29 protein-coding genes are annotated in these 17,285 nt (G+C 66.2%); 3 read left to right on the forward strand and 26 right to left on the reverse strand.

What is annotated here, in order from left to right; genetic code table 11:
• Nucleotides 1–256: 256 nt before the first annotated feature.
• Both TSO352_RS26580 and TSO352_RS26585 read right to left on the reverse strand, forming a co-directional pair.
• Nucleotides 257–1,399, reverse strand: coding sequence for a carboxylate-amine ligase (locus tag TSO352_RS26580; protein WP_109110104.1), 1,143 nt, complete (start codon nucleotides 1,397–1,399; stop codon nucleotides 257–259).
• A gap of 6 nt (nucleotides 1,400–1,405) precedes the next feature.
• Nucleotides 1,406–2,323: an N-formylglutamate amidohydrolase gene (locus tag TSO352_RS26585; protein ID WP_109110892.1), complete on the reverse strand. Its 918-nt coding sequence runs from the start codon at nucleotides 2,321–2,323 to the stop codon at nucleotides 1,406–1,408.
• Between the two features lie 136 nt (nucleotides 2,324–2,459).
• On the opposite strand from TSO352_RS26585, the gene TSO352_RS26590 reads away from it, so the two are divergent.
• From TSO352_RS26590 to TSO352_RS26600, 3 genes are all read left to right on the forward strand, one after another.
• The gene (locus TSO352_RS26590; protein ID WP_109110105.1) at nucleotides 2,460–3,140 is read left to right on the forward strand and encodes an agenet domain-containing protein; all 681 of its coding nucleotides are present in this window, start codon (nucleotides 2,460–2,462) and stop codon (nucleotides 3,138–3,140) included.
• A gap of 112 nt (nucleotides 3,141–3,252) precedes the next feature.
• The gene (locus TSO352_RS26595; protein WP_109110106.1) at nucleotides 3,253–4,158 is read left to right on the forward strand and encodes a DMT family transporter; all 906 of its coding nucleotides are present in this window, start codon (nucleotides 3,253–3,255) and stop codon (nucleotides 4,156–4,158) included.
• Between the two features lie 163 nt (nucleotides 4,159–4,321).
• A complete protein-coding gene (locus TSO352_RS26600) occupies nucleotides 4,322–5,107 on the forward strand; it encodes a FadR/GntR family transcriptional regulator (protein ID WP_109110107.1) in 786 nt (261 codons plus the stop codon).
• A gap of 116 nt (nucleotides 5,108–5,223) precedes the next feature.
• Here the strand turns inward: TSO352_RS26600 and TSO352_RS26605 are convergent, their stop codons facing one another.
• From TSO352_RS26605 to TSO352_RS26720, 24 genes are all read right to left on the reverse strand, one after another.
• Nucleotides 5,224–5,871: an adenylate kinase gene (locus tag TSO352_RS26605; RefSeq protein ID WP_109110108.1), complete on the reverse strand. Its 648-nt coding sequence runs from the start codon at nucleotides 5,869–5,871 to the stop codon at nucleotides 5,224–5,226.
• A complete protein-coding gene (gene secY / locus TSO352_RS26610; protein WP_109110109.1) occupies nucleotides 5,871–7,211 on the reverse strand; it encodes a preprotein translocase subunit SecY in 1,341 nt (446 codons plus the stop codon). Before secY ends, TSO352_RS26605 begins: the two co-directional genes overlap by 1 nt.
• 125 nt (nucleotides 7,212–7,336) lie before the next feature.
• Complete coding sequence (rplO, locus tag TSO352_RS26615; RefSeq protein ID WP_014246904.1) at nucleotides 7,337–7,822, reverse strand: 50S ribosomal protein L15; 486 nt, start codon at nucleotides 7,820–7,822, stop codon at nucleotides 7,337–7,339.
• 4 nt (nucleotides 7,823–7,826) lie between these two features.
• On the reverse strand, nucleotides 7,827–8,018 hold the full coding sequence (gene rpmD, locus TSO352_RS26620; protein WP_109110110.1) for a 50S ribosomal protein L30: 192 nt from the start codon (nucleotides 8,016–8,018) through the stop codon (nucleotides 7,827–7,829).
• A 2-nt stretch (nucleotides 8,019–8,020) separates the two neighbouring features.
• Nucleotides 8,021–8,590, reverse strand: a complete 570-nt coding sequence (gene rpsE / locus TSO352_RS26625; RefSeq protein WP_014246902.1) for a 30S ribosomal protein S5 — start codon at nucleotides 8,588–8,590, stop codon at nucleotides 8,021–8,023.
• A 12-nt stretch (nucleotides 8,591–8,602) separates the two neighbouring features.
• Nucleotides 8,603–8,965 carry a 50S ribosomal protein L18 gene (gene rplR, locus TSO352_RS26630; RefSeq protein ID WP_109110111.1) on the reverse strand — a complete coding sequence of 121 codons (363 nt, stop codon included), beginning with the start codon at nucleotides 8,963–8,965 and terminating at the stop codon, nucleotides 8,603–8,605.
• 5 nt (nucleotides 8,966–8,970) lie between these two features.
• On the reverse strand, nucleotides 8,971–9,504 hold the full coding sequence (gene rplF, locus TSO352_RS26635; protein WP_109110112.1) for a 50S ribosomal protein L6: 534 nt from the start codon (nucleotides 9,502–9,504) through the stop codon (nucleotides 8,971–8,973).
• Nucleotides 9,505–9,517: 13 nt separating this feature from the next.
• On the reverse strand, nucleotides 9,518–9,916 hold the full coding sequence (gene rpsH / locus TSO352_RS26640) for a 30S ribosomal protein S8 (RefSeq protein ID WP_109110113.1): 399 nt from the start codon (nucleotides 9,914–9,916) through the stop codon (nucleotides 9,518–9,520).
• A 13-nt stretch (nucleotides 9,917–9,929) separates the two neighbouring features.
• Nucleotides 9,930–10,235 carry a 30S ribosomal protein S14 gene (gene rpsN, locus TSO352_RS26645; protein WP_109110114.1) on the reverse strand — a complete coding sequence of 102 codons (306 nt, stop codon included), beginning with the start codon at nucleotides 10,233–10,235 and terminating at the stop codon, nucleotides 9,930–9,932.
• A 14-nt stretch (nucleotides 10,236–10,249) separates the two neighbouring features.
• A complete protein-coding gene (rplE, locus tag TSO352_RS26650) occupies nucleotides 10,250–10,792 on the reverse strand; it encodes a 50S ribosomal protein L5 (RefSeq protein ID WP_109110115.1) in 543 nt (180 codons plus the stop codon).
• Between the two features lie 10 nt (nucleotides 10,793–10,802).
• Nucleotides 10,803–11,123, reverse strand: a complete 321-nt coding sequence (rplX, locus tag TSO352_RS26655; protein ID WP_211100393.1) for a 50S ribosomal protein L24 — start codon at nucleotides 11,121–11,123, stop codon at nucleotides 10,803–10,805.
• A complete protein-coding gene (gene rplN, locus TSO352_RS26660) occupies nucleotides 11,120–11,488 on the reverse strand; it encodes a 50S ribosomal protein L14 (RefSeq protein WP_012973215.1) in 369 nt (122 codons plus the stop codon). The genes rplX and rplN overlap by 4 nt, the downstream gene beginning before the upstream one ends.
• A gap of 19 nt (nucleotides 11,489–11,507) precedes the next feature.
• Nucleotides 11,508–11,762: a 30S ribosomal protein S17 gene (gene rpsQ / locus TSO352_RS26665; protein WP_109110117.1), complete on the reverse strand. Its 255-nt coding sequence runs from the start codon at nucleotides 11,760–11,762 to the stop codon at nucleotides 11,508–11,510.
• A 12-nt stretch (nucleotides 11,763–11,774) separates the two neighbouring features.
• Nucleotides 11,775–11,981 carry a 50S ribosomal protein L29 gene (gene rpmC / locus TSO352_RS26670; RefSeq protein ID WP_109110118.1) on the reverse strand — a complete coding sequence of 69 codons (207 nt, stop codon included), beginning with the start codon at nucleotides 11,979–11,981 and terminating at the stop codon, nucleotides 11,775–11,777.
• A complete protein-coding gene (rplP, locus tag TSO352_RS26675) occupies nucleotides 11,978–12,409 on the reverse strand; it encodes a 50S ribosomal protein L16 (RefSeq protein ID WP_109110119.1) in 432 nt (143 codons plus the stop codon). Before rplP ends, rpmC begins: the two co-directional genes overlap by 4 nt.
• Before the next feature lie 12 nt (nucleotides 12,410–12,421).
• Nucleotides 12,422–13,162, reverse strand: coding sequence for a 30S ribosomal protein S3 (rpsC, locus tag TSO352_RS26680; protein WP_109110120.1), 741 nt, complete (start codon nucleotides 13,160–13,162; stop codon nucleotides 12,422–12,424).
• On the reverse strand, nucleotides 13,162–13,557 hold the full coding sequence (gene rplV / locus TSO352_RS26685) for a 50S ribosomal protein L22 (protein ID WP_109110121.1): 396 nt from the start codon (nucleotides 13,555–13,557) through the stop codon (nucleotides 13,162–13,164). Before rplV ends, rpsC begins: the two co-directional genes overlap by 1 nt.
• A gap of 3 nt (nucleotides 13,558–13,560) precedes the next feature.
• The gene (gene rpsS / locus TSO352_RS26690) at nucleotides 13,561–13,839 is read right to left on the reverse strand and encodes a 30S ribosomal protein S19 (protein ID WP_012973209.1); all 279 of its coding nucleotides are present in this window, start codon (nucleotides 13,837–13,839) and stop codon (nucleotides 13,561–13,563) included.
• Nucleotides 13,840–13,851: 12 nt separating this feature from the next.
• Nucleotides 13,852–14,679 carry a 50S ribosomal protein L2 gene (rplB, locus tag TSO352_RS26695; protein WP_109110122.1) on the reverse strand — a complete coding sequence of 276 codons (828 nt, stop codon included), beginning with the start codon at nucleotides 14,677–14,679 and terminating at the stop codon, nucleotides 13,852–13,854.
• Between the two features lie 16 nt (nucleotides 14,680–14,695).
• Nucleotides 14,696–15,013: a 50S ribosomal protein L23 gene (locus tag TSO352_RS26700; RefSeq protein ID WP_012973207.1), complete on the reverse strand. Its 318-nt coding sequence runs from the start codon at nucleotides 15,011–15,013 to the stop codon at nucleotides 14,696–14,698.
• Nucleotides 15,010–15,630 (reverse strand): 50S ribosomal protein L4, encoded by a 621-nt coding sequence (gene rplD, locus TSO352_RS26705; protein WP_109110123.1) that lies wholly within the window; start codon nucleotides 15,628–15,630, stop codon nucleotides 15,010–15,012. The genes TSO352_RS26700 and rplD overlap by 4 nt, the downstream gene beginning before the upstream one ends.
• A 5-nt stretch (nucleotides 15,631–15,635) precedes the next feature.
• Nucleotides 15,636–16,346, reverse strand: a complete 711-nt coding sequence (rplC, locus tag TSO352_RS26710; protein ID WP_109110124.1) for a 50S ribosomal protein L3 — start codon at nucleotides 16,344–16,346, stop codon at nucleotides 15,636–15,638.
• Nucleotides 16,347–16,406: 60 nt separating this feature from the next.
• Nucleotides 16,407–16,715 carry a 30S ribosomal protein S10 gene (gene rpsJ, locus TSO352_RS26715; RefSeq protein WP_012973204.1) on the reverse strand — a complete coding sequence of 103 codons (309 nt, stop codon included), beginning with the start codon at nucleotides 16,713–16,715 and terminating at the stop codon, nucleotides 16,407–16,409.
• Between the two features lie 500 nt (nucleotides 16,716–17,215).
• Nucleotides 17,216–17,285 (reverse strand): hypothetical protein (locus tag TSO352_RS26720; RefSeq protein ID WP_198525954.1); only part of this gene is annotated, 70 nt, incomplete at its 5' end.

Below are 17,285 nucleotides of genomic sequence, written 5' to 3' on the forward strand. Positions count from 1 at the left end.
ATTTTTTACTATAGAGCTCCCATTTAACGCTTCATGGCGATCGAATACGGCCCAGCCACGCCTGTCTAGATGAGAAAGCCAAGAACCCATAAATCATCCATTCCGCCTGTCAACGGAAGATTTCTTCCGACCATTCTCCGAGAGTTATCCAGAAACGCCGACAAGCGCAAGAGAAGATGCAGAAAACCGCGCGCCACGTCGCTTTGACTTCCAAGATGCGACATTCTAATTTGTATGCATATTTTAGTCTGGGGTATTATATCCCCACCATCGTCTCCTCGACCAGCCAGTCCACCACCCGCCGCAGCGCCTCGTCCTCGCTGGCGCCGTCGGCGAGTGCCGCCTGGAAGATCGCGATCTGCCGGTGGGCGCTGGTGCCGCGCGTCACGATCTCGCGCGCCCGCTCCACCTCGGCGGTGCAGCCGAAATGGGCGGCGTCCTCGCGGGTCAGGTCGATGATCTCGTCGAGCAGGTCGGCGTAGGGCACGATGCGGCCCTGGCCGAAATCGACCAGCCCGCTGTCCAGGCCATAGCGCTGGGCACGCCAGCGGTTCTCCTCGATCAGCATGTTCTTGTAGGGCCGCCACGTCACGTTGCGCAGCTTCAGCCGCCACAGCATGCGCAGCAGGCAGCGGTAGAGCGCCGCCACCGTCACCGCGTCGTCCAGCCGCGTGCAGATGTCGGTGATGCGCATCTCCAGCGTTGGAAAGCGCGAGGACGGCCGGATGTCCCACCACAGCTTGCTGGCGTCCTCGATCACCCCGGCGTTCACCAGCACCGCCACATGGCTCTGGTACTCGCCGAAGCTCTGGAAGCCGGCGGGCATGCCGGTGCGCGGCAGCTCATGCCACACGCTCAGCCGGTAGGACCGCCGTTCCATGTCGCGCCCGCGCCAGAACGGCGAGGAGGTCGACAGCGCCAGCAGGTGCGGCAGGAAATAGCGGACCTGGTTCATCAGGTCGATGCGCAGGTCGTCGTCCTCGATCCCGACGTGGACGTGCATGCCGCAGATCATCAGCCGCCGCGCCGGCGCTCCCAGGTCGCGGGCCAGCATGTTGTAGCGGTCGCGGTTGGTGTGCTTCTGCGGCTCCCAGGCGGCGAAGGGGTGGGTGGAGGCGGCGATCGGCGCCAGCCCATAACGGTCGGCCACCCCGGCCACCGTGGCGCGCAGCGCCGCCAGCTCGGCCCGCGCCTCGGCCAGCGTGCGGCAGACCGGCGTGCCGACCTCGATCTGGCAGCGCAGGAACTCCGGGTGGATGCGGCCGGGCGCCTGCTCCTGGCAGGCTTCCAGCATGTCCTCCGGCGGGCTGGGCACGATGTCGCGCGTGCCGCGGTCCACCAGCAGATATTCCTCTTCCAGACCCAGGGTGAAGGACGGCTCGGTGACGGGGGTGTCCATAGGATGTCAGGCCCGCGGGTAATGGTGGATCGTCGCCAGCGACGGCAACGTGAGGATCGGCTCCAGCGCGTCGCCCAGCACCTGCGCCCACAGGTCGGCGCCCTCCGGCGTGGCGATCAGGTCCTGGCGCACCTCCAGCAGCGCATTCGGGTAGCCGGCCGGCGTGGCGTGGGTTTCCACCGTGCCGCCCGAGGTGCCGCGCCCGGAATACGGCTCGTTGTCGCCGACGCACCAGCGCCCGTCGGCGCGCAGCGCCGCCATCAGCGGCAGCGGCAGGCGCGGGTCGTGGTCCCACAGCACGCCGATGTGCCAGGGCCGCGCCACCCCGCGCATGGCCGGCGTGAAGCTGTGGACCGACACCATCACCGGCACCTGCCCGCGGCCGCGGATCGCCGCGACGGCCGCCGCCACCGCGTCGTGATAGGGGCGGAAGATGGCGTCGACGCGCAGCGCCTCCGCCTCGGCGTCCAGCGCCCGGTTGCCGGGGATCACCACGTCGTCGCTGACCACCGGGATGGCGGTCGGGTCGTCCAGCGCCCGGTTCGGGTCGATCACCAGCCGCGAATAGCCGGACAGCAGCGCCGTGGCACCGAACCGCGCGGCCAGCCGCCGGGTCAGTTCCGCCGCGCCGATGTCGTAGGCGATGTGGCGGCACAACTGCTCCTCCGGCAGGCCGAGGTCGCCCAGCGCCCGCGGGATCGCCCGCGAGGCATGGTCGCAGACCAGCAGCAGCGGTCCGGCCGCCTCCGGGTTCAGCCGGGTCACCGGCGGCGGGTCGTCGGGACCCAGCAGCGGTGTCGCGTCCCGCGGCGCCGGCCGCGGTGCGGTGACCGGCCGCCGGTGTTCGGACGGTCCATCGTCGCCGTGGCGCGGCTGGGAGCCGTCCTGCGACTCGGGGCGGTGATCGGGGGAGGGAGCAACCATGCGCCACACTAACGCAACCGCCGCGCCGGGCGGAAGCACGGCCGATGGTGGTAGCCCATTCGGTTCGGTGTTACGCTCCACCCCGACCGCCGCGCCGGATCGCCAGAAGAAACACCGATATGGGAAGCAACGTCGAATGAGCCGCCTGCTGATCCTCTGCTTTGCCGTGCTGTCGCTGCTCAGCGCTTGCGGCCCTGTCTACGAGACCCAGTACAGCCTGACCCCGCCGACCTCGGCGGAAGGGCGGCTCTGCGTGTCCCAATGCCAGCAGACCCGCAATTTCTGCCGCCAGAACTGCGGCATGTCCCAGCAGGCCTGCGTCAACGACGCGCGGTCGCGCGCGCTGTACGAGTATCAGGCCTACGTGAACCGCCAGACCGCGGAGAAGAAGCCGATCAAGAAGTCGGTCAGCGACTTCGACCACTCCTCCTACTCCTGCGGCACCAACAGCTGCGAAAGCCGGTGCGAGGCCGACTACCGCGACTGCTTCGGCGGGTCCTGCGGCGGCCGGGTGACGTCGAAGCGGGTCTGCACCGCTTTCTGCGACCAGGAGAAGCCCGCCCCGGTTCCGATGATGGCCCCCGGCGCCGTGCCGATGACCGCCGCACCGATGGCCCCCTCGTCCGGTGGCGCCTACGGCGCCGGCGACTCGCTGTGCCAGCCCGGCATGCGGGTGGAGGTGCAGTCGGAGGGCGAATGGTACCCGGCGACGGTCAAGGGCAAGCGCCGCACGGACGGCCGTTGCCCGGTTCATTACGACGATTACGGCGCGGAAGACGATGAGACGGTGTCGCTGAACCGCATCCGCCCGCTCTGACCCCGCCCACCACAACCGGAGCGGAGGCAAAAACGGGAATCCCGGGCGCGCACGGCAGCCATGACGCGTGCCCGGCTGGCCCGACGCCCCGCGGACGGCTATAAGCGGCGGTATGCCAGACGCCAGTGCCATTCCCGTCGACCATGCGTCCCGGACGCAGCGCATCGCCCTGATCGCGCTGCTGGTCGGCGCGCTCGGCATCGCCTTCGCCCCCATTTTCGTCCGCCTGTCGGACGTCGGTCCGGTCGCCATCGGCTTCTGGCGCGTGGCGCTGTCCGCCCCGGTCCTGGCGCTGTGGATGGCCGGGGAGTCGAAACGCGGCAGCCGCCGCCCCTCCTCCGTCGCCGATTATGGCCGCCTGGCGCTGGCCGGGTTGTGCTTCGCCGGCGACCTCGCGGTCTGGCACACCTCGATCCGCTACACCTCGGTGGCCAACGCCACGCTGCTCGCCAACTTCGCGCCGCTGTTCGTGGCGCCGGTTGCCTGGTTCCTGTTCAAGGAGCGCATCACCGGCCGCTTCACGCTGGGCATGCTGCTGGCGCTGGCCGGTGCCGTGGTGCTGATGGGGCAGAGCGTCCAACTCGGCACCGAGCATCTGTTCGGCGACGCGCTGGGTCTGCTGACCGCGGTGTTCTACGGCGGCTACATCCTGTCGGTCGGCCACCTGCGCGCCGAGTTCTCCACCGCGACCATCATGACCTGGAGCGGCGTCATCACCGCCGTGCTCCTGCTGCCGCTGGGGTTGATGACGGGGGAGCCGATGCTGCCGCCGACCGCGTCCGGCTGGGCCGTGCTGTTCGGGTTGGCGCTGTTCAGCCACGCCGGCGGCCAGAGCCTGATCGCCTACGCGCTCGCCCATCTGCCGACCTCCTTCTCGTCGGTCAGCCTGCTGCTGCAGCCGGCCGCGGCGGCGATTCTCGCCTGGATCCTGCTCAGCGAACCTTTGGGGACCTTGCAAGCGGTCGGCGCTGCGGTGATCCTGGCCGGTATCCTGCTGGCCCGAAGCGGCAGCCGCTGACACCGCCGGTTCCCGCCGGGACCGGTTTGGTTTTCCATCCCGTGGGCAAGGCGCCGCAGGGTCGCGGTCGGCCATTGACCGGGGGGATGCGGACCGCTACCGGTATGACCAACAGCTTATGATCAGCATCCGATCAGCCTTTCGAACCAGTGGGGAAGAACCCGTGCCCGGCACCGACGACAGCGCTCACGTCCCCTCCTCCTCGCAGCGCATTTCGGAGTGGGTGGCCCAACAGCTTCTCGACCGGATCGCGCGCGGCGAGCTGGTGCCCGGCGAGCGTCTGCCCGGCGAGCGGCAGTTGGCCGAACAGCTCCACGTCAGCCGCGTGTCGGTCCGCGCCGCGCTGCAGAAGCTGAAGACCCAGGGCTTCCTGACCGCGGTCCAGGGTGGCGGCACCCGCGTCGTCTCGTCCGCCGGCATGATGGACGGCGCGCTGACCGCCATGGTGCGCAGCACCCACCACAATCTGTGCGACCTCGTCGAAATCCGCATGGCGCTGGAAAGCTGGGCCGCCCGCCGCGCCGCGGAGCGCGCGACGCCGGAGCAGATCGAGACCATCGGCCGCATCCTGGCGGCGATGAGCCAGACCAACCGCGACGGCGGCCGCGCCGCCGACGACATGGACTTCCACGTCGCCGTCGCCCAGGCCTCCGGCAGTCCGGTCTACCTGCACCTGCTGTCGACCATCCGCGACATCCTCGGCAACATGGTCGAGATGAAGCACACCGAACCCTATATGGAAAACCACGAGGCGTTGATGATCGACCATCACCGCGCCATCCACGAGGCGATCGCCCGCCGCGATCCGGAGGGCGCCGCCAACGCGGTCACCGCCCATCTCGGCTGGATTCTCGCCCGCTACCGCACGATGACCGCCGTCCCGGCCGCGGCGGCCGACACGGCGCCGGGCGACATGCCCCCGCCCTCCCCCGGCACGCCCACCGCCTGATCGGCGCTCCCGCCATCCGCAAACGGCAAAGGCCGCAGTCTCTCGCCGGAGACTGCGGCCTTTGTCTGTCGCCACCAGGAGAGCGGCGTCGGGAACCGGACGATCCGTGGTCGGCCTCAGAAGGCCAGGATCGCCTCGATCTCCTTGGTCACGTCGTCGATGTCGGCCATGCCGTCCACCACCTTCAGCACGCCCCGGCTCTGGTAATAGGGCAGGATCGGCGCGGTCTGCTGGTGGTACTGGGCCAGCCGGGTGGTCACCGTCTCGGCGTTGTCGTCGGCGCGGCGCTTGAACTCCGTGCTGCCGCAGACGTCGCAGACACCCGCGACCTTCGGCTTCTCGAAGCTGTCGTGATAGCCCTTGCCGCAGTTGGCGCAGGTGTAGCGGCCGGTGATGCGCTCCACCAGCACGTCGTCGACCACCCGCATCTCGATGACGTGATCGAGCTTCAGGCCCTTCTCCGACAGCATGGCGTCGAGCGCCTCGGCCTGGGCGACCGTGCGCGGGAAGCCATCGAGGATGAAGCCTTTCTTGACGTCCGGCTTGGCAATCCGCTCGCCGATCATGCTGACCATCAGCTCGTCCGGCATCAGCTTGCCGGCAGCCATGATCTCCTTGGCCTGCTGCCCGAGCGGACCGCCTTCCGCCACCATGGCGCGCAGCATGTCGCCGGTGGACAATTGCACAAGTCCACGCGTGTCCTCGAGACGGCGCGCCTGGGTCCCCTTCCCGGCGCCCGGCGGACCGAGCAGTATGAGGTTCATTACTTTCTCCCCCGGAGCTTCGATTTCTTGATCAAACCCTCATACTGGTGAGCCAGCAGATGGGAATGAATCTGCGCAACCGTGTCCATCGTGACGGTGACCACGATCAGCAGGCTGGTGCCGCCAAAATAGAACGGAACCGAGTGCTGGGATATCAGGATTTCGGGGAGGAGACAAACCGCCACAAGGTAGGCGGAGCCGATGACCGTCAGCCGCGTCAGCACATAGTCGATGTGGTCGGCGGTGTTCTTGCCCGGGCGGATGCCGGGAATGAAGCCGCCGTACTTGCGCAGGTTGTCGGCCGTTTCGGTCGGGTTGAAGACGATCGCGGTGTAGAAGAAGCAGAAGAACACGATCAGCGAGGCGTACAGCAGCATATAGAGCGGCGTGCCGTGCGCGACGTAGCGCGACACCGCCTGCAACCATTCCGGTCCCTCGCCGCCGGCGAAGCCGACCGCGGTCAGCGGCAGCAGCAGCAGCGACGACGCGAAGATCGGCGGGATGACGCCAGCGGTGTTCATCTTCAGCGGCAGGTGCGACGCTTCGCCGCCGAACACCCGGTTGCCGACCTGGCGCTTGGGGTACTGCACCAGCAGCCGGCGCTGCGCGCGTTCCATGAAGACGATGAAGAACACCACGCCCACCGCCATCAGCAGCATGACGATGATGAAGACCGTCGACAGCGCGCCCTGGCGGCCGAGTTCCAGCGTGTTGACCAGCGCGCGCGGCAGTTCGGCGACGATGCCGGCGAAGATGATCAGCGAGGTACCGTTGCCGATGCCCCGCGCGGTGATCTGCTCGCCGAGCCACATCAGGAACATGGTGCCGCCGACCAGCGTGATGACGGTGGCGATGCGGAAGAACAGGCCGGGGTCGATCACCGCCGCCCCGGTCGAGCCGCGCATCGATTCCAGACCGACCGCGAGGCCGTAGGCCTGCACCGTGGCGAGCGCCACCGTGCCGAATCGGGTGTACTGGTTCAGCTTCTTACGACCGGCCTCGCCTTCCTTCTTCATCGCTTCCATCTGCGGCGACACGGCGGTCAGCAGCTGCACGATGATGGAGGCCGAGATGTACGGCATGATGTTCAGGGCGAAGATGGTCATACGGTGCAGCGCGCCGCCGGCCAGCATGTCGAACATGCCCAGGATGCCGCTGCCCTGCTGCTTGAACACGTCCTGCAGGATGTGCGGATCAATGCCCGGAATCGGGATGTAGGTGCCCAGCCGATAGACGATCAGGGCCGCCAAGGTGAACCAAATCCGCTTTTTCAGCTCGGTCGCCTTGGAGAAAGCCCCGAAATTGATGTTGGCGGCAAGCTGCTCGGCCGCTGATGCCATGGTCCAATCCCTGTCCCGTAAGCGCGAACGGGGCGGCACTGCGCAACGCAGGCCGCCCCTCACGACGTCGCTTCTTTTAGTGCCGAAACGGGTCCCCGCGCAAGCGCGGGAACCGGTCCGGCACGTTACTCGGCGGCTTCGGCGGCGGGCGCGGTCAGCGTCACGCTGCCACCCGCCTTCTCAACCGCTTCGATGGCCGACTTCGAGGCACCGGCGACCGTGAAGGAAACCTTCGCGGTCAGTTCGCCCTTGCCCAGCAGACGGACACCGTCCTTCTTCACCTTGCCGGTCACGCCGGCGGCGTTGAGCGCCGCGGCGTCGATCGTCTCGGAAGCGTTCAGCTTGCCCAGGTCGATGGCCTTCTGGACCATGCCCAGGTTCACCACCGAGTATTCCTTGGCGAAGATGTTCCGGAAGCCGCGCTTCGGCAGGCGGCGGTGCAGAGGCATCTGCCCGCCTTCGAAGCCGTTGATCGCCACGCCGGTGCGCGAGGTCTGACCCTTCACGCCGCGGCCAGCGGTCTTGCCCTTGCCGGAGCCGATACCGCGGCCGACGCGCATGCGCGCCTTGCGGGCACCGGCGTTGTCACGCAGGTCATTCAGCTTGGTCATGATCTCAGCCCTCGTTCTCGACGCGGACCAGGTGCGCGACCTTGGCGATCATGCCCCGCACGGCCGGAGTGTCCTCCAGCTCGCGGGTCCGGTGCAGCTTGTTGAGACCCAGACCGACCAGCGTTTCGCGCTGGTCGTGCTTGCGGCCGATCGGGCTGCCGATCTGGGTCACGACGACGGTCTTCTTGTCCGCCATGATCAGGCCTCCTGTCCGGCGCCGGCCTCGCGACGGCCGAGGATGTCGCTCACGCGACGACCGCGACGCGCCGCGACGGAACGCGGGCTGGTGACCTGGGTCAGGGCGTCGAAGGTCGCCTTGATCATGTTGTGCGGGTTCGAGGTGCCGATCGACTTGGTCACGACGTCGGCGACGCCGAGGGCCTCGAAGATCGCGCGCATCGGGCCACCGGCGATGATGCCGGTACCGGCCGGAGCGGCCCGCAGCACGACCTTGCCGGCACCGAAGTGGCCGTTGGTGTCGTGATGCAGCGTACGGCCTTCGCGCAGCGGAACCCGGATCATGCCGCGCTTGGCCTGATCGGTCGCCTTGCGGATCGCTTCCGGAACCTCACGGGCCTTGCCCGATCCGACGCCGACGCGACCCTTGCCATCGCCAACAACGACCAGAGCGGCGAAGCCGAAGCGACGACCACCCTTGACGACCTTGGCAACGCGGTTGATGCCGACGAGCTTTTCGATCAGCTCGCTTTCTTCCCGCTCGCGCGGCTGGCGGTCGCGGTTGTCCCGCTCCCCACGTTCACGTGCCATATCCGGGCCTCCTTAGAACGACAGCCCGCCCTCGCGGGCGGCGTCGGCCAGGGCCTTGACCCGGCCATGGTAAATGTACCCACCGCGGTCGAACACAACCTCGATGACCCCAGCCGCCTTGGCGCGCTCGGCGATCAGCTCGCCGATGCGCTTGGCTGCATCGACGTTGCCGCCGTGCTTGAACTGCTCGCGCAGTTCCTTCTCCAGCGACGAGGCGGACGCGAGCGTCTTGCCGTTTTCGTCGTCGATGATCTGGGCGTAGATGTGCAGATTGGACCGGAAGACCGAGAGGCGAACACGCCCGCCGGCCTTCTTGGCAATCTGCGCGCGCACGCGCTGCTTGCGGCGCTCGTGGAGTTGCTTTGGCTTCAGCATGGCGGTTACTTCTTCTTACCTTCCTTGCGCAGGACGGTTTCGGTCTCGTACTTGATGCCCTTGCCCTTGTAGGGCTCCGGCTTCTTCCAACCGCGGATCTCGGCGGCGACCTGGCCGACCATGTGCTTGTCGAAGCCGCTGACCGAGATGGCCGTCGGCTTGTCGCACTTGATCGAGATGCCTTCCGGGATCGGGTACTTCACGTCGTGCGAGAAGCCGAGCTGCATGACCAGCTCCTTGCCCTGCACGGCCGCGCGGTAACCCACGCCGTTGATCTCGAGGTTGATCGTGAAGCCCTGGCTGACACCGGTGACCATGTTGTTGATCAGGGTGCGCGAGGTGGCCCACATGGTGCGGGCCCGCTTGCTGTCGTTTGCCGGCTTCACCACGACCTTGCCGTCTTCCAGCGAGGCCGAGATGTCGTCGATCAGGGTCATGCTGAGTTGCCCCAGCTTGCCCTTGGCCGTCACCTGCTGACCGTCGACCTTCACGTCGACGCCAGCCGGTACCGGCACGGGATGTTTGCCAATGCGCGACATCTGCCAATCCCCCTTAGAACACGCGGCAGAGGACTTCACCGCCGACGTTGGCGGCGCGGGCCTCGTTGTCCGACATCACGCCACGCGGGGTCGACAGGATCGACAGACCAAGCCCGTTGTACACGCGGGGCAGGTCGGCGATCTTCGAGTAGACGCGGCGGCCGGGCTTCGACACACGGGCGATCTGCTTAATGACAGGCTCGCCTTCGTGGTACTTCAGCTCGATCTTCAGGTTCTTGATGCCGGGGCGCAGCTCTTCCTCGGACCAGCCGCGGATGAAGCCTTCGCGCTTCAGCACTTCCAGGACGTTGACGCGCAGCTTGGACGCCGGGGACACCACAACGGACATGCGGGCGTGCTGACCGTTACGGATGCGGGTCAGCATATCGCCGAGCGGATCGCTCAAAGACATTCTCGGACCCTCCTTACCAGCTCGACTTCGTCATGCCCGGGATCTGGCCGGTCGAGGCCAGGTCACGGAGCGCGACGCGCGACAGCTTGAACTTGCGGTAGAACGCCCGCGGACGGCCGGTCAGTTCGCAACGGTTACGGATGCGCACCTTCGAGGAGTTGCGCGGCAGTTCGGCCAGCTTGAGGCGGGCGGCAAACTGCTCTTCCGGGGGGAGGGTCTTGTCGTTCGCAATCGACTTCAGCTTCGCACGCTTGTTGGCGTACTGCTTGGCCAGCTTGGTGCGACGCTTGTTCTTTTCGATGGCACTGGTCTTAGCCATGGTCGTGCTCCGCCTCAGGCCACGAACGGCATGTCAAAGCCCTTGAGGAGCGCCTTGGCCTCCTCGTCGGTCTTCGCCGAAGTGACGATGATGATGTCCATGCCGCGGATTTGATCGATCTTGTCGTAATCGATTTCCGGGAAAATGATCTGCTCCTTGACGCCCATGGCATAGTTGCCACGGCCATCGAAGCTGTTCCCCGGGATACCGCGGAAGTCACGGACGCGCGGCAACGCGATCGTCACCAGACGGTCCAGGAACTCGTACATGCGGTCTGCGCGCAGCGTGACCTTGCAGCCGATCGCCATGCCTTCGCGCAGCTTGAACTGGGCGATCGACTTGCGCGACTTGGTCACCACCGGCTTCTGGCCGGTGATGGCGGCCATCTCGGCGACGGCGAGCTGGATCTTCTTGGAGTCGGCAACAGCCTCGCCGACGCCCATGTTGACCACGATCTTCTCGAGTCGCGGAATTTCCATGTCGTTCTTGTAGTCGAATTGCGACTTCAGAGCGGCACGAACCTTGGACTCGTAAACTTCTTTCAAACGTGCGGCCATGTCCCGGTCCTCACAGGTCGATGACTTCGCCGGACCGCTTGGCGACACGCACCTTGCGGCCATCCTCAAGGATCTTGAAGCCGACACGCGTCGGCTTGCCATCCTTGGGATCGACATGAGCGAGATTCGAGAGGTTGATCGGCGCCTCGAACTCGATGATGCCGCCTTGCGAGCGGGCACTCGGACGCTGGTGCTTCTTCACCACGTTCACGCCCTGGACAACCGCGCGGTTCTCCTTGGGAATGACGCGAAGCACCTCGCCGGTCTTACCCTTGTCCCGGCCGGTCAGGACGATGACCTTGTCCTTGGTCTTGATCTTGGCGGCCATCACAGCACCTCCGGCGCCAGCGAGATGATCTTCATGAACTTCTTGCCACGAAGCTCACGAGTGACCGGCCCGAAAATACGGGTGCCGATCGGCTCACCTTGCTTGTTGATGAGCACGGCGGCATTCCGGTCGAAACGGATCGCAGACCCGTCCTCCCGACGCAGTTCCTTCGCGGTGCGGACGATGACGGCACGATGCACGTCGCCCTTCTTGACGCGGCCCTTCGGAATAGCCTCCTTGACCGAGACGACGATGACATCGCCCACGGTCGCGACCTTCCGCTTGGACCCACCAAGCACCTTGATGCACTGCACCCGGCGCGCCCCGCTGTTATCGGCGACTTCCAGGTTGGTTTGCATCTGGATCATGGTTTATGACCTTTCGTTATCACGCGGCGCCGGTGTCGGCGGCGGACTCCGTCACGACCGTCCAACGCTTGGACTTGGAGATCGGACGGCACTCGATGATCGAAACGGTATCGCCGACCTTGAACTGGTTGCCCTCGTCGTGGGCGGCGTACTTCTTCGACTGACGAATGAACTTCTTGTACACGGGGTGCATGACACGGCGCTCGACAAGAACCGTAACGGTCTTGTCGCACTTGTCGCTGACCACCGTGCCCTGCAGAACGCGGCGAGGCATGGATGATCCCCCTTACTTGCCGGCTTCGGCCGAGCGGGCACGCTCGCCGATGATGGTCTTGATGCGGGCGATGTCGCGGCGCACCGTGTTCACCCGCGCGGTGTTCTCCAGCTGGCCGGAGGCCTTCTGGAAACGCAGGTTGAACTGTTCCTTCTTGAGCTGGAGGAGCTGATCGTTCAGCTCGTCCGCGCTCTTCGTACGAATGTCTACGGCCTTCATGCCGCGGTCTCCTCGACACCGCCCAGGCGGGTCACCAGCTTCACCTTGATCGGCAGCTTCGCGGCCGCCAGAGCGAAGGCGGTTTTTGCCACATCCGCCGGCACGCCGTCCAGCTCAAACAGGATGCGGCCCGGCTTGACGCGGGCAGCCCAGTATTCCGGCGAGCCCTTACCGGAGCCCATGCGGACTTCGGCGGGCTTGGTCGAGACCGGCAGGTCCGGGAACACCCGGATCCAGACGCGGCCCTGACGCTTCATCGCGCGGGTGATCGCGCGGCGGGCCGCCTCGATCTGCCGGGCGGTGATGCGTTCCGGCTCCAGGGCCTTGAGGCCGAAGGCGCCGAAGTTCAGATCGGTACCGCCCTTGGCGTTGCCATGGATGCGGCCCTTGTGGGCCTTGCGGTATTTCGTGCGCTTGGGAGAAAGCATCGCTCGGCCCCTTTACTCGCGTTCGGTCCGCTCGGAGCGGTCGCGACGGTCGCGACGCTCGCGGCGCGGCTCGCCGTCGGTCGACACCGGCTCCGTGCCCATGCGCTTGTCCTGCGCCATCGGGTCGTGAGCCATGACCTCGCCCTTGAACACCCACACCTTGACACCGCAGGTGCCGTAGGTGGTCTTCGCGGTCGCCGTACCGTAGTCGATGTCGGCGCGCAGGGTGTGCAACGGAACGCGGCCCTCGCGGTACCACTCCATGCGGGCGATCTCCGCGCCGCCGAGACGGCCGGAGCAGTTGATCCGGATGCCCTGGGCGCCCAGACGCATCGCGGACTGCACCGCGCGCTTCATGGCGCGGCGGAACGCCACGCGGCGCTCCAGCTGGCTGGCGATGTTCTCGGCGATGAGGCGAGCGTCGATCTCCGGCTTGCGGATCTCGACGATGTTCAGGCTCACCTCGCTGCCGGTCATCTTCGACAGCTCAAGACGCAGCTTCTCGATGTCCGCGCCCTTCTTGCCGATCACCACGCCCGGACGAGCCGAGTGGATGGTGATGCGGGCCTTCTTGGCCGGACGTTCGATGACGACGCGCGAGCAACCGGCCTGCTGCAGGCGACCCTGCAGATAGCCACGCAGCTTCAGGTCCTGGTGCAGCAGATTGGCGTAGTCGCGCTTGGCGAACCAACGGCTGTCCCAGGTCCGGTTGATGCCGAGGCGCAGCCCGATCGGATTGATTTTCTGACCCATTACTCGGCCCCTTCGGCAACGGCGGCGTCACGCTCGCGAACGATGATCGTCAGGTTGCTGAACAGCTTCTCCACCCGGGCGCCGCGACCGCGGGCCCGAGCGTGGAAGCGCTTCATCACCAGAGCGCGACCAACCGTCGCCGACGACACGTACAGACGGTCGACGTCGAGCTGGTGGTTGTTCTCGGCGTTCGCGATCGCGGCCTGCAGAACCTTCTTCACCTCGCCGGCGACCCGGCGCTTGGAGAAGGTCAGCTCGGCCACGGCGCGGCTGGCATCCATGTTCCGGATCAGCTGGGCGACGAGGTTGAGCTTCCGCGGGCTGGTGCGGATCATCGGATTGCGGGCCAGAGCCTCGTTCTCCGCGATCCGGCTGGGATTGGCAGACTTGCCCATGGATTACTTCCTCTTCGCCTTCTTGTCCGCCGCGTGGCCGTAGAAGGTCCGCGTCGGAGCGAATTCGCCGAACTTGTGACCGATCATGTGCTCGGTGACGAGAACCGGCAGGAACTTGTGACCGTTGTAGACGCCGAACGTCAGACCGACGAACTGCGGCAGGATGGTCGAACGACGCGACCAGATCTTGATGATCTCGTTGCGGCCCGAAGCCCGGCTCTTGTCCGCCTTCTTCAGCAGATAGCCGTCGACGAACGGGCCCTTCCAAACGGAGCGTGCCATCGTTCGACCTCCTTACTTCGAATGACGGCGGCGCAGGATCAGGCCATCCGTCTTCTTGTTGTGACGCGTCTTCTTGCCCTTGGTCGGCTTGCCCCACGGCGTGACCGGATGACGGCCGCCCGAGGTGCGACCCTCACCACCACCATGCGGGTGGTCGATCGGGTTCATGGCAACGCCACGGACCGACGGACGCTTGCCCAGCCAGCGGTTGCGACCGGCCTTGCCCAGGTTGGTGTTCATCTGGTCCGGGTTGGACACGGCACCGAGGGTGGCCATGCACTCACCGCGGACGATGCGCAGCTCGCCGGACGGCAGCTTCAGCTGGGCGTAGCCGCCATCGCGACCAACCAGCTGGAGGTAGGTGCCGGCGGACCGGGCGACCTGGCCGCCCTTGCCGGGCTTCAGCTCGACGTTGTGCACGATCGAACCGACCGGGATGCTCCGCAACGGCATCGCGTTGCCGGGCTTCACGTCGACCTTCTCGCCGGACACGACCGTGTCGCCGACCTTCAGGCGCTGCGGCGCCAGGATGTAGGACAGCGTCCCATCCTGGTACTTGACCAGCGCGATGAAAGCGGTGCGGTTCGGGTCGTATTCCAGCCGCTCGACGACGGCCGGAACGTCGAACTTGCGACGCTTGAAGTCCACCAGACGGTAGACGCGCTTGTGTCCGCCACCCATCCGGCGCGCAGTGATGCGGCCAGTGTTGTTGCGTCCACCGGATTTGGTCAGGCCCTCGGTGAGGGACTTGACCGGCTTGCCCTTCCACAGCTCCGAGCGGTCAACAATGACCAGCTGGCGGAGCGACGGCGTAATCGGGCGGTATTGCTTCAGAGCCATCGGATCACACTCCCGCTCAGATGCCCGTGGTCACGTCGATCTTGTTACCCTCGGCGAGGGTGACGACGGCCTTCTTGAAGTCCGAGCGACGGCCAATGGTGCCGCGGAACCGCTTGGTCTTGCCCTTGGAAACCAGGGTGTTGACCGCGGTCACCTTGACGTTGAAGAGACCTTCAACGGCGGCCTTGATCTCCGGCTTGGAGGCCGTGAGCGGCACGCGGAACGTGACCTGGTTATGCTCCGACACCAACGTCGACTTCTCGGTGATGACGGGAGCGAGGATCAGGTCGTACATCCGCTCCTGGCTCACCGCAGGTTTCGACTGCTTGCTCATTTCAGGCGAGCCTCCAGTTGCTCGACCGCGTTGCGGGTCAGGACCAGCGTGTCGCGGCGGAGAATGTCGTAGACGTTCGCGCCCTGCTCCGGCAGCACGTCGATCAGCGGGATGTTGCGCGAAGCCTTGGCGAAGTTGTCGTCCAGGTTCGAGCCATCGATGATCAGCGCCGAGGTCAGGCCGAGGGTGGCGAGACGAGCCGCGAGGTCCTTGGTCTTGTGCGTCTCGGCGGACGCAGTCTCCAGGACGACCAGCTTGCCTTCGGCGACCTTAGCCGATAGAGCGGTCTTGAGCGCCAGCTTGCGGACCTTCTTCGTCAGCTCATGGGCGTGCGAGCGCACGACCGGGCCGAAGATGGTCGCACCGCCGCGGAACTGCGGCGAGCGGATGGAGCCCTGACGAGCGCGGCCGGTGCCCTTCTGCCCATAGGGCTTCTTGGTCGTGCCGCGGATCTCGCTGATGCCCTTGGTCTTATGGTTGCCGGTGCGGCGCTTGGCCAGCTGCCAGTTCACCATGCGGGCCAGCAGGTCGGTGCGGGCCGGCAGACCGAACACGTCGTCCGACAGCTCGATCTCGCCGACGGCCTCGTTGTTCAGATTCTTGATCGTGGCCTTCATGCCGCTCACTCCTGCGTCTCGGCCGGGGCTTCCGCCGCCGGAGCAGACTTGATGCCCGCCGGGAAGGGCAGGCCTTCCGGAGCCTTCTTCTTGATGGCATCACGGATGCGCAGCCAGCCGCCCTCGGCGCCGGGGACGGCGCCCTTGAGCAGGATCAGACCACGCTCTTCGTCGACCGACACGACCTGGAGGTTCAGGACCGTGACCTTCTCGTCACCGAGATGGCCGGCCATCTTCTTGTTCTTGAAGACCTTGCCGGGGTCCTGACGGTTGCCCGTCGAACCGTGCGAACGGTGCGACACCGACACGCCGTGCGTGGCGCGCAGACCACCGAAGTTCCACCGCTTCATCGCACCGGCAAAACCCTTGCCGATGGAGGTGCCGGTGACGTCGACGAACTGGCCGGCGACGAAGTGGTTGACCGACAGCTCGGCACCGACCTCGATCAGGGCATCGGCATCGACGCGGAACTCGACGAGCTTGCGCTTCGGTTCCACGCGCGCCTTGGCGAAATGCCCACGCTCAGGCTTGTTGACGTTCTTGACCTTGATGGCGCCCGCGCCGAGCTGGACGGCGGTGTAGCCATCCTTGTCTTCGGTACGAACGGCGACGACCTGGCAGCTGTCGACTTTCAGCACAGTGACCGGAACATGCTGGCCGTCGTCCGTGAAGACGCGGGTCATGCCGACCTTCTGCGCGATCAAACCGGATCGCATTGTTCTTTATCTCCTGACCAGGGACATCCGCGAGTGGAGAGGTCCCTTACCAAACCAAAATCAGAGCTTGATCTCGACGTCCACGCCGGCGGCGAGGTCGAGCTTCATCAGCGCATCCACGGTCTGCGGCGTCGGATCGACGATGTCGAGCAGGCGCTTGTGGGTGCGGATCTCGAACTGCTCGCGCGACTTCTTGTCGATGTGCGGCGAACGGTTCACGGTAAACTTCTCGATGTGCGTCGGCAGGGGAATCGGGCCCCGCACGCGCGCGCCGGTCCGCTTGGCGGTGTTGACGATCTCGCTGGTCGACTGGTCGAGCACGCGATGATCGAACGCCTTCAGGCGGATGCGGATGTTCTGGCTGTCCATGTCCAAACGTCCCTTGCACCTCGTAGCGATGACGCGGACGCGTCACCGGAACCCCACACTTCGCTTCTGGCACACCGTCGACAGCGCAAGGCCGCGCGCCGATCCACCGAAGCGGGGCGGCGGGCGACACTCTGACCAATGCGACGGGCCGATACGAAAAAGAACATCCCCCGCGCGAACCGCGCGACGGGGATGTTCCGTTCAGCAGATGGCGCGCCCCGAGGGGGCGCGCCGTGCCGTTCGTCTCGGGCTGCGTCTAGGCCACACTGCCTACCACCAACCCAAAATCCAGAGGGCGTATTCTCTAGGCGCTCATGGCCTGCGTGTCAATCCTGAATCGCCCTGGGGTACAGGGAACCGGATCGACAGGCGGCGGGCACAGGAACGCCAACGCCCGATGGCTAGAACCGGGCGGGCCGCCCCACCCACAGTCGCGGAGGAGGCGGCCCGTCGCAACATCCGACGATCCGCTCAACGGTGGATCGTCGCAGACCCGATCATCACTCGATGATCTTGGCAACCACGCCGGCGCCGACGGTGCGGCCACCCTCGCGGATGGCGAAGCGCAGG

The organism is Azospirillum sp. TSO35-2 (assembly GCF_003116095.1).
Taxonomy (GTDB): Bacteria; Pseudomonadota; Alphaproteobacteria; order Azospirillales; family Azospirillaceae; genus Azospirillum.

What these genes read in the sequence shown, in the direction of transcription:
- TSO352_RS26580 (WP_109110104.1), bottom strand. Translation starts at nt 1,399, where the DNA reads ATGGACACCCCCGTCACCGAGCCGTCCTTCACCCTGGGTCTGGAAGAG.
- TSO352_RS26585 (WP_109110892.1), bottom strand. Translation starts at nt 2,323, where the DNA reads ATGGTTGCTCCCTCCCCCGATCACCGCCCCGAGTCGCAGGACGGCTCC.
- TSO352_RS26590 (WP_109110105.1), top strand. Translation starts at nt 2,460, where the DNA reads ATGAGCCGCCTGCTGATCCTCTGCTTTGCCGTGCTGTCGCTGCTCAGC.
- TSO352_RS26595 (WP_109110106.1), top strand. Translation starts at nt 3,253, where the DNA reads ATGCCAGACGCCAGTGCCATTCCCGTCGACCATGCGTCCCGGACGCAG.
- TSO352_RS26605 (WP_109110108.1), bottom strand. Translation starts at nt 5,871, where the DNA reads ATGAACCTCATACTGCTCGGTCCGCCGGGCGCCGGGAAGGGGACCCAG.
- secY (WP_109110109.1), bottom strand. Translation starts at nt 7,211, where the DNA reads ATGGCATCAGCGGCCGAGCAGCTTGCCGCCAACATCAATTTCGGGGCT.
- rplO (WP_014246904.1), bottom strand. Translation starts at nt 7,822, where the DNA reads ATGACCAAGCTGAATGACCTGCGTGACAACGCCGGTGCCCGCAAGGCG.
- rpmD (WP_109110110.1), bottom strand. Translation starts at nt 8,018, where the DNA reads ATGGCGGACAAGAAGACCGTCGTCGTGACCCAGATCGGCAGCCCGATC.
- rpsE (WP_014246902.1), bottom strand. Translation starts at nt 8,590, where the DNA reads ATGGCACGTGAACGTGGGGAGCGGGACAACCGCGACCGCCAGCCGCGC.
- rplR (WP_109110111.1), bottom strand. Translation starts at nt 8,965, where the DNA reads ATGCTGAAGCCAAAGCAACTCCACGAGCGCCGCAAGCAGCGCGTGCGC.
- rplF (WP_109110112.1), bottom strand. Translation starts at nt 9,504, where the DNA reads ATGTCGCGCATTGGCAAACATCCCGTGCCGGTACCGGCTGGCGTCGAC.
- rpsH (WP_109110113.1), bottom strand. Translation starts at nt 9,916, where the DNA reads ATGTCTTTGAGCGATCCGCTCGGCGATATGCTGACCCGCATCCGTAAC.
- rpsN (WP_109110114.1), bottom strand. Translation starts at nt 10,235, where the DNA reads ATGGCTAAGACCAGTGCCATCGAAAAGAACAAGCGTCGCACCAAGCTG.
- rplE (WP_109110115.1), bottom strand. Translation starts at nt 10,792, where the DNA reads ATGGCCGCACGTTTGAAAGAAGTTTACGAGTCCAAGGTTCGTGCCGCT.
- rplN (WP_012973215.1), bottom strand. Translation starts at nt 11,488, where the DNA reads ATGATCCAGATGCAAACCAACCTGGAAGTCGCCGATAACAGCGGGGCG.
- rpsQ (WP_109110117.1), bottom strand. Translation starts at nt 11,762, where the DNA reads ATGCCTCGCCGCGTTCTGCAGGGCACGGTGGTCAGCGACAAGTGCGAC.
- rpmC (WP_109110118.1), bottom strand. Translation starts at nt 11,981, where the DNA reads ATGAAGGCCGTAGACATTCGTACGAAGAGCGCGGACGAGCTGAACGAT.
- rplP (WP_109110119.1), bottom strand. Translation starts at nt 12,409, where the DNA reads ATGCTTTCTCCCAAGCGCACGAAATACCGCAAGGCCCACAAGGGCCGC.
- rpsC (WP_109110120.1), bottom strand. Translation starts at nt 13,162, where the DNA reads ATGGGTCAGAAAATCAATCCGATCGGGCTGCGCCTCGGCATCAACCGG.
- rplV (WP_109110121.1), bottom strand. Translation starts at nt 13,557, where the DNA reads ATGGGCAAGTCTGCCAATCCCAGCCGGATCGCGGAGAACGAGGCTCTG.
- rpsS (WP_012973209.1), bottom strand. Translation starts at nt 13,839, where the DNA reads ATGGCACGCTCCGTTTGGAAGGGCCCGTTCGTCGACGGCTATCTGCTG.
- rplB (WP_109110122.1), bottom strand. Translation starts at nt 14,679, where the DNA reads ATGGCTCTGAAGCAATACCGCCCGATTACGCCGTCGCTCCGCCAGCTG.
- TSO352_RS26700 (WP_012973207.1), bottom strand. Translation starts at nt 15,013, where the DNA reads ATGAGCAAGCAGTCGAAACCTGCGGTGAGCCAGGAGCGGATGTACGAC.
- rplD (WP_109110123.1), bottom strand. Translation starts at nt 15,630, where the DNA reads ATGAAGGCCACGATCAAGAATCTGAACAACGAGGCCGTCGGCGAGATC.
- rplC (WP_109110124.1), bottom strand. Translation starts at nt 16,346, where the DNA reads ATGCGATCCGGTTTGATCGCGCAGAAGGTCGGCATGACCCGCGTCTTC.
- rpsJ (WP_012973204.1), bottom strand. Translation starts at nt 16,715, where the DNA reads ATGGACAGCCAGAACATCCGCATCCGCCTGAAGGCGTTCGATCATCGC.